At 59.2% G+C, this 12215-nt stretch carries 13 protein-coding genes; 3 read left to right on the plus strand and 10 right to left on the minus strand.

Annotation, left to right across the window (positions count from 1 at the left end; all coding sequences use genetic code 11):
• Positions 1–14 precede the first annotated feature (14 nt).
• The 8 genes from FHT28_RS15745 to FHT28_RS15780 all read right to left on the minus strand — a co-directional run bounded on the left by FHT28_RS15745 (position 15) and on the right by FHT28_RS15780 (position 6091).
• Positions 15–530 carry a DNA starvation/stationary phase protection protein gene (locus FHT28_RS15745; protein WP_037198664.1) on the minus strand — a complete coding sequence of 172 codons (516 nt, stop codon included), beginning with the start codon at positions 528–530 and terminating at the stop codon, positions 15–17.
• 260 nt (positions 531–790) lie between these two features.
• Positions 791–2047 (minus strand): chloride channel protein, encoded by a 1257-nt coding sequence (locus FHT28_RS15750; protein ID WP_210166083.1) that lies wholly within the window; start codon positions 2045–2047, stop codon positions 791–793.
• A gap of 170 nt (positions 2048–2217) precedes the next feature.
• On the minus strand, positions 2218–2787 hold the full coding sequence (locus FHT28_RS15755; RefSeq protein WP_047557344.1) for an HdeD family acid-resistance protein: 570 nt from the start codon (positions 2785–2787) through the stop codon (positions 2218–2220).
• An 82-nt stretch (positions 2788–2869) separates the two neighbouring features.
• On the minus strand, positions 2870–3721 hold the full coding sequence (locus FHT28_RS36180) for a DUF1003 domain-containing protein (protein ID WP_348644987.1): 852 nt from the start codon (positions 3719–3721) through the stop codon (positions 2870–2872).
• A 105-nt stretch (positions 3722–3826) separates the two neighbouring features.
• The gene (locus FHT28_RS15765) at positions 3827–4303 is read right to left on the minus strand and encodes a DUF992 domain-containing protein (RefSeq protein ID WP_037198666.1); all 477 of its coding nucleotides are present in this window, start codon (positions 4301–4303) and stop codon (positions 3827–3829) included.
• A gap of 184 nt (positions 4304–4487) precedes the next feature.
• Positions 4488–4688 (minus strand): hypothetical protein, encoded by a 201-nt coding sequence (locus FHT28_RS15770; protein WP_037198668.1) that lies wholly within the window; start codon positions 4686–4688, stop codon positions 4488–4490.
• A 368-nt stretch (positions 4689–5056) separates the two neighbouring features.
• Positions 5057–5512 carry a hypothetical protein gene (locus FHT28_RS15775; protein WP_210255767.1) on the minus strand — a complete coding sequence of 152 codons (456 nt, stop codon included), beginning with the start codon at positions 5510–5512 and terminating at the stop codon, positions 5057–5059.
• A 111-nt stretch (positions 5513–5623) separates the two neighbouring features.
• Positions 5624–6091, minus strand: coding sequence for a DUF992 domain-containing protein (locus FHT28_RS15780; protein WP_168596696.1), 468 nt, complete (start codon positions 6089–6091; stop codon positions 5624–5626).
• Between the two features lie 311 nt (positions 6092–6402).
• On the opposite strand from FHT28_RS15780, the gene FHT28_RS15785 reads away from it, so the two are divergent.
• Positions 6403–8697 carry an FdhF/YdeP family oxidoreductase gene (locus tag FHT28_RS15785; protein WP_037198671.1) on the plus strand — a complete coding sequence of 765 codons (2295 nt, stop codon included), beginning with the start codon at positions 6403–6405 and terminating at the stop codon, positions 8695–8697.
• Between the two features lie 53 nt (positions 8698–8750).
• Positions 8751–9395 (plus strand): response regulator transcription factor, encoded by a 645-nt coding sequence (locus FHT28_RS15790; RefSeq protein ID WP_047557355.1) that lies wholly within the window; start codon positions 8751–8753, stop codon positions 9393–9395.
• Positions 9396–9442: 47 nt separating this feature from the next.
• Here the strand turns inward: FHT28_RS15790 and fdhD are convergent, their stop codons facing one another.
• Both fdhD and FHT28_RS15800 read right to left on the minus strand, forming a co-directional pair.
• Complete coding sequence (gene fdhD, locus FHT28_RS15795) at positions 9443–10255, minus strand: formate dehydrogenase accessory sulfurtransferase FdhD (protein WP_168596697.1); 813 nt, start codon at positions 10253–10255, stop codon at positions 9443–9445.
• The gene (locus FHT28_RS15800; RefSeq protein ID WP_168596698.1) at positions 10252–10833 is read right to left on the minus strand and encodes a response regulator; all 582 of its coding nucleotides are present in this window, start codon (positions 10831–10833) and stop codon (positions 10252–10254) included. Before FHT28_RS15800 ends, fdhD begins: the two co-directional genes overlap by 4 nt.
• 403 nt (positions 10834–11236) lie before the next feature.
• Between FHT28_RS15800 and FHT28_RS15805 the strand changes: the two genes are divergently transcribed.
• Positions 11237–12214, plus strand: a complete 978-nt coding sequence (locus tag FHT28_RS15805) for an MsnO8 family LLM class oxidoreductase (protein ID WP_168596699.1) — start codon at positions 11237–11239, stop codon at positions 12212–12214.
• Position 12215 lies beyond the last annotated feature (1 nt).

Genomic DNA, 12215 nt, shown 5'->3' on the forward strand with positions numbered 1-12215 from the left:
GGAGGGCGACCGCATCAGACGTTGCGGGAGATTTCGAACAGAAACCAGACTCGGCGTTCGGCTTCGTCGATCCAGCCCTCGATCAGGCTCGTCGTTGCGACATCGTTATGCTCGGAGGTCGTGCCGTGCAGCGCACGCAGGATGGAAACCAGCTGCGTGTTGTCTTCGCGAAGCTCTGCCAGCATGTCGTCAGGCGTGACGAAGTCGGCATCGTTGTCGGCGATCCGCTGAAGCCGTGTTGCATGACCGAGCGAGCGCAAGGTGGTGCCGCCGACCTTTCTGGCCCGCTCGGCGATCACGTCGGTGAGCGCGAAGAGCTCTGCGCCGTGCTCGTCGAGAAGGAGGTGATAGTCACGGAAGTTGCGACCGGACATATGCCAGTGGAAATTTTTCGTCTTCAGATAGAGCGCGAAGACATCCGCCAGCAGAGCGGTCAGAGATGCCGAGATTTCCTGGCGAGCGATCGCACCAAGGTCGGTGGGAGTGGTGAGCGGCGAAAGGCGCCGTGTGGCGAGTGACGGACTGGTCATGACAATCTCCAGGATCAATACTGGTTGCCGCTCTTGCGGAAAACCTGACTGAAGCTACGAAAACTGTCCGGCTCTTCATATCCGATTGAAGTATCGGACGGCCTGCACCTTCGTATAGGTAGGCTCGGGAATTTCGTCGCAATCCGGGCCCTCCGCGCGATGATCAATACCGCGGTTTCGCCACCCCGGTGATCTTAGTGCGGCCAAGCACAGCCGGAAATCCCATGGATTTATCGCGGTCGTCCCAACCGTGACACGTATCAGGTCACGGCGAACTTGATTCGCAACGGCGCAATTCCGCGCCTGATCCAAGGCCTGCACAGCTCTCCCATGATTGTCGCGGCCGCGATCGGGATCACCATATCAAGAGGCGCATTGGTAAACTCCATCACCAGGCAGACAGCTGTTATCGGCATCAGCATTGATGCGGCAAGAAATGACGTTCCACCGATCAGCGCCAACGCTCCAGGCTCGACAGCTGGAAACCAGACCGCGAGTGATCCGCCCGCAAGAAGACCGATAAGTGCCCCGATAGCAAATCCTGGCGTTAGCAGCCCGCCCTTCGCACCGACCCTCAAGGCTAGCCCGATCGCCACGAGTTTCATGACGACTAGACATGCAACCGCTTGCAAGGAAATCTCCTGGGAAAACGCGAGTTCGGCCGGCCCTCTTCCGTTTCCCAGAAGTGCCGGCACCTTGGCCGCCAACAGCCCGATAAAGGCGAAGGCTGCCAGCGCGTAAAATATCCCGCGAAGGCTCGGCGATGCGTCTCGCGTGACGGCGGCTGTCAGGCGCCTGAAGGCCGCGCCAAGGCCGGAGAAGAACGGCCCCAGCAAAGCACTGACGACCACCAGCGTCAACGTCACGTGATGGTCGGGTATCAGATATTGAGGCGCGTCACCCAAAGCCGAGCGTGCGACGATCGCCGCTGTGAAACTCGCGACGGCGGCAGGCCATATGACGGCAATACGCGCCTGCTTCATCATCACTTCGAGGATGAATACCGTCCCCGCAACGGGGACATCGTAAACCGCGGCGAGACCGGCGCCTGCCCCGCACGACAGCAGGAGGCGGTATTGCTCAGGGGCAAGGGCAGCGCCTGATAATAGCCGCTGGGCAAGGAGCGCGCCGACCTCTCTCGGAGCCACCTCACGGCCCAAGGGTGAGCCAAGGGCAACCGTGACGACTTGCAGCAATGCGTGGACGGCGGTTTCGAGCGGCGGCAACCTTGCCCCCTTTGCCGCGGCGTTGACCGAACGGAGCGGCTGACCATACCTGGCAAGACTGTACCACCCTAGACCGGCGACGAGCCCGCAAATGCAAAGGATCAGGATACGTCTCTCGGCCGTGGCGGCTGACACGCCCTGCAGGAAGCTCTCGGACCCGATGATTTCACCAGGACTGTAGGTGAAAGCTATATGCTGGATGGCATGAAGTAGAAGCGCCAGGGACAGGCCGCCAAGGCCCGATAGCAACCCGCAGAGCAGTGCATAGAAAAGCAAGCGCAGGTGAGGCATCAAGGTCCCCGGCATGTAGACGCGCAAAAGCTCAGCAATGCCTCGACCAGCCGGCCTACCCCCATCCCCCAAATCCCTGATGCAGTCCTGGGATGACATCGCTCGCTCCTCATTGCGCCTCGCTGGCGTGCCGGGTAGTCGTTCTCCGCCGCCCCGGCGCCGTTGGGAGATCAGCTGACCAGGCGCCGCAAGGCGATACCGAACGCGAGAAATCCAAACCCTTGGAACACTAGGTCGATCGTCAACATCGCGCCGAGCAAGCCCAATCCGACCGCTGGCCATGTCAGAACGATCAGCAAACCGACAACGACTGTGGCGATCCCGCTCGAGAGCACCCAACCCCACCCCGTTCTGGAACGATCTCGGAGAGCCGTCGCGATCCGGAAGATGCCCGCCGCGATCAGCAGCGCTCCGATGACAAGCGCGATATCGACGGCTGACAAGATGGGATCGAAGATCAATATGGCACTGGCCGCCCCGTAGAAGAGGCCGCTGATCAGGTCAAACGTGCGTCGGCGCCAGTTCCTGGCAGCGAAGGCGTGAGCGATCTGGAAGACAGCCCCGACGAGCATCATGGCTGCGATATATATGACCGAGACGATGGTTGTGGCGAAGAGATTGATGCTGGCCAATAAGCCGACGGCGATGAGGGCAACTCCGAGGATCACATACCATACCCAACTGGTGCGGCCGGTCTTCAGCGCAGCGCTCAAATTGGAATTTGCGGTGATGGTGGTCATGTTCGGCTCCTAAACAGGGTGGTGAATCGGAAGGGCTCATCACGTCGGTCTGGTCTCGACTGTGGTGCTGCTGGTCTTTGGGTTATTGGGTAAGTTCAGTTCGGCTTACGGTGATCGACCTTCGTAGCGACGGCGAGCGCGCCTTCGACGATGTCACTCGGGCCGGCTTGACCCGATGGACTTTGCCGGCGGCCCCGACGTTCGATTTGGTCTCTCGGCGCTCTGCCAGGTCTAGCGAGCGGCGCTGTTTCTGAATGAGATGATCGACCTTCTCGTGAAGCCGCCGGATTTCGAGTTCCGCCTTAAGGTTGACCTTGTAATCGTTCGTGGAGCGAAGGCGGTCCTTGGCCTCTTGCCGACGCTGGCTCATCATGATCACCGGCGCCTGGAAAGCGGCGATTGTCGATAGAACGAGATTGAGAAGAACGAATGGATAGGCATCGAAGACATCGCGAGGGCCGATCAGCGTGTTGAATATCATCCAAAGCGCAAGGAAGCCGCCAAAGCCGATGATGAACGGCCAGCTGCCGCCGAAGTCTGCGACGAGATCGGCAACCCGGCTGCCGAGGCTCTCGCGATCGTCAAACTCGGTTTCGGGGTTTTCCGTTAGAGTTTCGCGTGACGCAATGCTTTCGGCGACTTCGTTCTCGATCGACGTCAGTTCGCCGCGATCTTCTCGTAGCAAATCAAGGATGGACTGACGTCGCAACTCTTCGATGCTGGCCTTATCGATATAGTCATCAGGTCTCAGCGAGGGGTACCGGCGGCGCAGGTAGTCGGCAAGCCCGGGCCGTAGCTCATCGATGCGGCATTCGTGGCCTGGTCTCAACAGCACGCCACTTACGGCATCAATCGGCCGGTTGGCAATCAGGTTGCTTCCCTTCGGCGATCGTCCTGTGCTGGCTCTTGCGGTATGTGTTACGGGCGCGTTCACGCGACTGATCCCCAATACTCATATGCCAGGAGCAAACATGCCCCTCATGTCTCGACGATCGGCATGTGCGCCACGCATGGTGCCGCACATGCCGGGGCTTTCCGCTTAGTTCTTGGTGTGAAGTGTCAAGGCGGTAATACCGGCCGCGACGTTGACGCCTTCTTCGGCCTGAAGCGCGATCGGCTGCAAGGCGATGGTGCCATGCAGGCCGCCACCGAGAACCTTGGCGCCGACACCGACGCCGAGCGCCGCATCAGCGGTGATGCCGGTATACGTGCCGGATAGCGCGGAGGTCTCACGGGAGGCCGGCGCGAAGACCAGCCATGCCAGTTTGGCCTTGCTGACTTCACCGATATCGATCCCGAACTCAGTAATCTTGCCGGTATAGTCTTCCTTCGCACCACCGTCGCTGGGCGTGAAAACGCAACTCATGTCCTGCTGCGATCCGACAATCACGCCAAGACCGGCAGAGACGTCACAGTCGAGGCGGCCGGCTTCGACATGCTCGACAGCTGAGGCGGACTGAGCCCCGATGAAAGACAGGGCGGCAATTGCTGCGGAGAAGAGAAGTTGTTTGCGCATAGTTTGGGTCCTTTCAAGCTAAGGATCATTCGAGGGAGGGCGATCCTTGGAAAGGAGCGCGTGGCGGCCGTCGTGCCAGCGGGTGGATAGGAGTGCTGGACAACCACGAACCGTAGAAGGGAATGGGTGGGCCGGAGACCGGCCCGGGCCGGTCGATTACTACAACCAGAAAGTCACGCTGCCATCAGCGGCCCGGCTTCGTATCGTCATCGCCGCGATTGTAATCATCGGTGTAGTCGACGTTGAACGGCGCCTTGAACGTCGTGAGGGTCTTTTCGAGCTCGGGCTCCCAGTTCATCTTCAGGCTATCGGCGGCATAGCTTGCGCCGGCAAACGACATGGAGGGCAGGATTGCAGCGCTGGCAAGTTTCGAAACGCGGTTCATGAGATATTCCTTTCGGTAGACATTGGGGACGAGACGCCGATGCGAAAGCGCTCCCCTATCGCCGCTCTTTGGCGACGACCCGAAAGTTACGGACTTGATCGGCCTGGGAAAATCATACTCATGGAACCTGAACCCTACACGAAGGTATGGACGGGCTATGCTGAGGTCTCCGTTTTCGGGCGAGAGGGCAATCGGAAGTGGGAACAGGACCGAGGTCATTCAGGAACTAAAAATGCGCGGCTCCATTTCTGGAACCGCGCATTCATTCAGCACGCCGAGGTCAGGCCCAATCAAGCAGCCTTATGCAACGTTCTCTGGTGATGAGCCTATGTCGATGCTGCCACCGCGCGTGTCAGAATACCGATTGATCACCAGCCGTAGCCTGCACCGAAGGGGCCATAGAATTCCGGAAAGTCAGGTCCCCAGCCGGACCAATCCCATTTCGCGTCGGCGTAGGTCTGAGCCGCCAGCAGTTGCCTATTGGCGATCCGATCCTGAGCCTGCGTCTGGCGGTACTGGCTGTAGGCCTTCTGCGTTCCGACATACAGGCAGTTGCAGTTGATCGGATCGGCATAGACGTAGCTCACCGTGTTGCCCCGGCTGCGCATGAGGAATTTGTTCGCAGGCAAGCGCTTCAGCATTGCAACGCGAGCCGGCGTGTTTGCGGGGCGGACAACGAAGCCGGCGGCAGAGAGATTATCTTCCTTGGACTGAACGGTCTGCGATACCGTTTCGCAGGATGCCAGCGCCAGTGAAAGGCCGGCCATGGTGATGATTGCAAAACCGAGGCGCCGATTGCTTGGTGCAAGTTTCTTGAAGGGCATTTTCCACTCTCCATTGGGGATTTGACGAGGGAAGTTTCGTCAGTTCTCGCCCGTTCGAAAATCATACGGGTAGACATCCGCCCTATGCGTTCGTATGGGGCGAGCTAAACTTCATGACTTGGTGAGTGTGAGAGCCTTTACGCCGACTGCGAAATTCAGGCCATAGCCTTCGAGCATTGCGGGTTGCAGCACGATCCCCGTTCCACCTTCACCGGACAAAACCATCGCATGTGGAGGGAGCTGAAGATTTGATGCGGCAGGTGATGCCCCGTAAGCACCCGCGATTGTGGCGATGGATGCAGGATTACGCACGAGCCAGGTCATATGCCCGCCATCTATTTCGGCAACGTCGATTCCCAAGTCCTTGATCGTCCCATAGTAGCGGGTCTGGCTTCCGTCACTTGCCGAAATGAAATCGCAAACGACATCCTGATCGGGGTCGCTCATTTCATCTTTTCGGGTATCGACCACACAGACGAGCATTCCGGCTGAAGGTCCTGACGCAGTTTGGGTATGGCCCAATTGCGGGACCACCATCGTGGACAAGGTCACCACTGCGATCTTCGAAATACGATTCATAGCTTTCTCCGCTGTCGCGCTGCTGGATTGCGGACCGATGCCGGCGCGCTTCCATGAAGTCGTAACGCCGCGAAGGTTCACCCTGCTATCATCCATGAATATAGGTCGGCCAAACGAGGGTCTTGGTCCGCCCTGCCTCTCGAACGAGGTGATTGACGGGAACCAGCACGCCTCATTCGGCGAAATGTCTCGATGTTATCCGGCGTCGATTGCCAGCATCTCGTTTTTTAGGAGCCGACCTATGCTTCTGTATAGCTTCGGCCATCTCCTTTCGCTGCTAGGCTATCCGCATACGAACCGTGGAGACCCCGATGACAAAGAAGCGGCCCGATGGCATCAAAGCGTATAACGAACCAGCTGGCGGCTGGGGAGCCCTCAAGGCGGTTGCCGAAACACTCGCCCGGCAGCAGGTTGTCGCCCAAGGGACGGCGACGCTTCTGAAGGCGAACCAGCCGGAAGGCTTCGATTGTCCTGGCTGTGCCTGGCCCGATCCAAAGCACACATCGTCCTTCGAATTCTGCGAGAACGGCGCCAAGGCAATCACCTGGGAATCGACCGCCAAACGCGTCAGCCCGGAATTCTTCGCCACCCATACCGTTTCCGAACTGTGGACCTGGACGGATCACGAGCTGGAAAACGAGGGGCGCCTCACCCATCCGATGATCTATGACGCGGCAAGCGACCGCTATCAGCCAATCGAATGGGACGACGCCTTCGCCGTTATCGGCAAGGAGCTCAACGCACTGGAAAGTCCGCATCAGGCGGAATTCTACACGTCCGGCCGCGCCTCCAATGAATCCGCCTTCCTTTATCAGGCATTCGTGCGCGCCTTCGGCACCAACAACTTTCCGGACTGCTCGAACATGTGCCACGAGGCGACGAGCGTCGGGCTGCCGGAATCGATCGGCGTGGGCAAGGGCACGGTCACGCTTGAAGATTTCGATCATTGCGATGCGATCTTCAGCTTCGGCCATAATCCCGGCACCAATCATCCGCGCATGATGACCACGCTGCACGAAGCGTCGCGCCGGGGTACGCCGATCGTTGTCTTCAATCCGTTCAAGGAGCGGGCGCTGGAAAAGTTCGCGGCGCCGCAGGACCCGATCGAGATGGCGACATTCTCCTCGACCGAGATTGCCTCGGCCTACCATCAGGTCCGCACCGGCGGCGATCTGGCTGCGATCAAGGGCATGATGAAGTTGATCTTCGAAAGGGATGCGCTGGATCTGGCCAATGGCGGCAGCGGTGTCCTCGACCGGGCCTTTATCGAGCAACACACGGTCGGCATTGAAGACCTGCGCCGCGACGTGGAAGCGACCAGCTGGGACAATATCCTCCACTATTCCGGCCTGTCGCGCGCATCGATTGAAAGCGCCGTCGACGTCTATCTCAAGGCCAAGAATGTCATTCTCTGCTACGGCATGGGTCTAACCCAGCATGCCAACGGCACCCACAATGTCCAGCAGGCCACAAATCTACTCCTGCTTCGCGGCAATATCGGACGCGAGGGCGCCGGCATCTGCCCGGTTCGCGGCCACTCCAACGTCCAGGGCGATCGCACGGTCGGCATCACCGAAATCCCCAATACCGCCCTTCTCGACGGTATGGAACGTGCCTTCGGCTTCCGCCCGACGGGCGACAAGGGTCACAATGCGATCGAAGCGATCGAGGCCATCGCCGAAGGGCGCTCCAAGGCACTTATCTGCCTCGGCGGCAATCTGGCCGTGGCAATGTCTGACCCGACGATTACCTTCGCCGGCATGCGCAAGCTCGATCTCGCCGTCCACATTTCGACCAAGCTCAATCGCTCGCACCTTCTGACCGGCAAGACCTGCATCGTATTGCCCTGTCTCGGTCGCACCGACCTCGATACGCAGGCATCCGGACCGCAATCGGTCACGGTCGAGGATTCCATGTCGATGGTTCACGCCTCGCGCGGATTCCTCAATCCGCCGAGCCCGTTCCTAAAGTCGGAGCCGGCCATCCTCGCCGGCATTGCCCATGCCACGGTCGGCAACAGGCATGGGATCGACTGGCTCGGCATGATCGAGAATTATGACCGCATTCGCGACAAGATCGAGATCGTCTTCCCCGATTTCGCCGACTTCAACAAGCGGGTCAGGGTGCGCGGCGGCTTCCGGCTGAATGTCCCGGCCTCCCATCGCGAATGGCGGACATCGACCGGAAAGGCGAATTTTCTGATTGCCTGCGGTCTCGACGAGGACCCGAGACTGAAAGATCCGGATACGCTCGTGCTGGCCACGATGCGCAGTCATGACCAGTACAACACCACCGTCTACGGTCTGGATGATCGATACCGCGGCGTTTTCGGGCGGCGCGATGTCATCTTCATCAGCGCCGCGGACCTTGCCTCCCGCGGTCTGAAGGAAGGCGACCGGATTGATGTGCATGCCGTGGCGGAAAACGGTCTCGAGCGCTCGGTCCGTGGCTATACTGCCGTCGCATATGATCTTCCGCAGGGTTCAGTCGGCGGCTATTATCCGGAGATGAATGCCATCGTGGCACTCAGCCATTACGACCGAAAGTCCGGCACGCCGGCCTATAAGGGCGTTCCGGTGAAGATTGTCCGCGCAGAGGCGGCATGACGGCGATCCCAGGCATTGACATGGCTTGAGCAGGAGTTGGAAAGACTGATCTCATGATCGCCTCTCGAAAGCCCCCTGCCCGTCCGCCCGGTCCGGTCGTCTATATCGTCGACGACGACCTCTCCATGCGAGAATCGCTCGTCGACCTCTTCCATTCCCTTTCAATCGACGCCGTTGCCTTTGAAAATACGGAAACGTTCCTGGCCGCCGCGAGGCCTGGAGCAGGCTGCATCCTGCTCGACGTCAGGTTACCAGATCTTGACGGTCTGGCACTGCAGGCGCATCTGAACGCCAAAGGCAACAAGATGCCGATAATTTTCATGACGGGGTATGGCGATATCCCAATGAGCGTGAAGGCGATCAAAGCCGGTGCATCCGACTTCCTCACCAAACCCTTCGATCAGGCGGCGCTGATCGAGGCCGTAAACGTCGCGCTGGCCCGTGACGATGAGATCCGTCAGGGCGACACGGTAATCGATGCGGCGGCGGCCCTCTACCAGACACTGACGCCACGTGAACAGGAGGTCATGCAGCTTGTGGTGCGCGGTTTGATGAACAAACAGATCGCCTTCGAACTCGGTATTACTGAGGTAACCGTCAAACTCCACCGGGGAAACGTGATGCGCAAAATGGATGTGCGCTCACTTGCCGATCTTGTGCGGGTCGGCGAGGCGCTCGGCTACGGAAAGCAGCCCTGAATTCGCAAGCGCTGGTTGGTAGGCTTGGTGACGAGGAAATAACCCCGTTATGGGCCAACACGATGGGGATTCGAGAAGATTTCGAAGTCTTCACCACGCGCAAGCGCAATCAGGGTGATGCCGGCCGCTTCAGCCGTTCGGATGGCGAGCGCAGTCGGAGCAGATACTGCAATCAGCATCGCACAGCTCAGCATGGCGGTCTTTTGCACCATCTCGACCGATATGCGGCTGGTAACGACGACGGCGCCCTTTTCCGCCGCAACGGATGACCTGAACACGAAGCCACAGAGTTTATCCAAAGCGTTGTGGCGACCGACATCCTCGCGCGCTCCTACGAGACCGCTCCCCTCAACATAGAGACCAGCCGCATGAACCGCCCTGGTTTGGCGATGAAGGTCCTGTGCCCTCGCCAGCTCCGCCGTCGCCGCCACAATAGAGGCATGCGACATCCGGAGTTCGACCGCAGACAGGTCAGGTAGGGTACGCATCGCCTGATCGATCGACTCAATACCGCAAAGCCCACAGCCTACGGGGCCGGCCATGCTGCGCTTTCTTGCGCGCAGCCGGTCTGACACATCGTCGGCGAGAAAGACCTGCACGTCGATCCCGAGCTCGCCTTCGACGACGTCAAGCGAACGGATTTGCGAAGCATTCTGGACGATCCCTTCCGTCAGACTGAAGCCGATCGCAAAGTCGACGAGATCATCCGGTGTGGCCATCAAAACGGCATGTGAGGAGCCGGCATAAGAGATCGCGACCGGGACCTCCTCAGGTACGAAGCGGATGGTGTTTCGCTCGAAATGGGTATTTCTGATGGAGCGGCTTGGAGTCGATTGCAGTGTCGGCCGAAGAAGGGTCATCGGACCAGCGCCCGAAGAGATGGCGATTTTTCCAGCATCCGTTGAAGGGTGCGCCGATGCATCGACAATCTGTGCGCGGTGCGTGATACGTTCGCCCCACAAGATATCAGAACCTGCCGGATATGCTCCTCGCGGACCACGTTTGGGCCTTGCAAGGTTTCCATACAGCCCGAATGTCTCAAGTCCTTGTCGAGCAAAACCGCCAGAAGAAAATCGGTTGTCATCGGCTTCGGCAGGACGTCAGCTGCGCCAGCGCGCGCAACCGAAACCGCGGTGGCGATATCGCAGTGGCCGCTGTGAACAATGGTTCTGCAGGATGGGTGATGCCCTGCGATCATGCGCAAGATGTCCAAGCCCGTGCCGTCAGAGAACCTCAGTTCAGTCATGCAGTATGAGATTTCCGCTGCGGCCATCTCGCTTGCAGCGTCCGATACGCTTCTCGCCACCATGATGTCGAAGCCTTCGCGAACGAGGTGTTGAACGATTTCACCGTCGAGGGTCTGCCCTGGATCTGCGATCAACACCGATTGGCGACCCGGTCGGCCAGGGAAATCTTTCTCCAAACGTCCTTCTGCCATGTCCACCTTCCAGATCTCGAGCCAACTGCAGATTACGGCGATCGGCAACGCGTCTGAACTATACGTAGGGCTAGGTTAGCCCATACGAGCGGTAAGCCCAGCTTGATGCCCAAGCGTGCATTTGAGACACCGCGCGCGATCCTCCCCTGGCATTCCACTCCGGAATGCAGGCCGTCTCGGCCACTGGATCTAGGAATAACCGTCCCTACACTCTCGTATAGTTACGGGCCCACACACCTTCGTCTAGCGTACCCACGGTCAACCGGCGGTAATCGGCTTAAACGGCTCGCCCGGACAATCTAGCTCGCGAATACTCACGCAGGCGTACTCTCTCAAAATGTCCCTGCCGGCATGCGAACCGACAGCATGAGAAGGGTAGCCACCCTTCATCAAAGGAACAGCGGTGAAAATCTCCATCCTCGAACAGTCGACCCTTTCGGAAAATAGCTCTCCGACAGATGCGATCCAGAACACGGTGTGGTTGGCGCGGGAGGCAGACTATCTCGGCTACGAGCGGCTGTGGCTTTCAGAACATCACAACATGAGCATTCTACAGGGCTCGTCCCCGGAGGTTTTGTTGGCCGCCGTCGGCTCCAAGACTGACCGTATTCGGCTTGGTTCGGGTGGGGTCATGCTTCCGAACCATTCCGCCTATAAAGTGGCTGAGAATTTCCGGGTTCTGGAAGCCCTGTTTCCCGGCCGTATCGATTGCGGTATCGGACGAGCGAGTGGCGGAGATCCCTATTCCACCGCTCTCCTCAACCCTCCCGAAGGGATCGACTTTCCCCAGCAAGTCGGTCAGCTCGAGCGCTTCTTCCACGACGAGCACCGGAAGGCGATTGCAATGCCCAAGGTGGACGGTGCCCCGTCGCTTTGGCTCCTCTCGGCCGGCTCTCATCCGGAGAGCGGGCGCATGGCGGCCGAAAAGGGAATGGGCCTTGCCATCGCGCTCTTCATCAATCCGGCGGCGACGCGAGAAGCCGTCAATCTGTATCGACGCAATTTCAGACCTTCGCCTGAATTCCCCGAGCCGCGCGTCCTGATCGCGCTTAACTTCGTCGGCGCTGATACGCCGGCGAAACTGGCGGAACTGAAGAAGGCCTCCGACTATTTCCGGCTGATGCGCGATAGCGGCAACTATCCGAAGGCGGTCCCATCACCGGACACGCTCGATCGCATCGACTTCTCCGCAAGTCAGAAAGCCTATCTCGATCAGATCGCCAACCGCGAAGTCATCGGCCTGATCGATGATGCCGTGGCGGAAATCTCGGCGCGGGGCGCCGCCTATGATGCTGATGAAGTCATGCTGACCATGATGTGTTTCGACATCGAGGACAAGATCCGCGCCTTCCACCAGATCGCCGACAGAATTGTGAGCTGAC

The organism is Rhizobium sp. SG570, assembly GCF_012275345.1.
GTDB lineage: Bacteria > Pseudomonadota > Alphaproteobacteria > Rhizobiales > Rhizobiaceae > Rhizobium > Rhizobium lusitanum.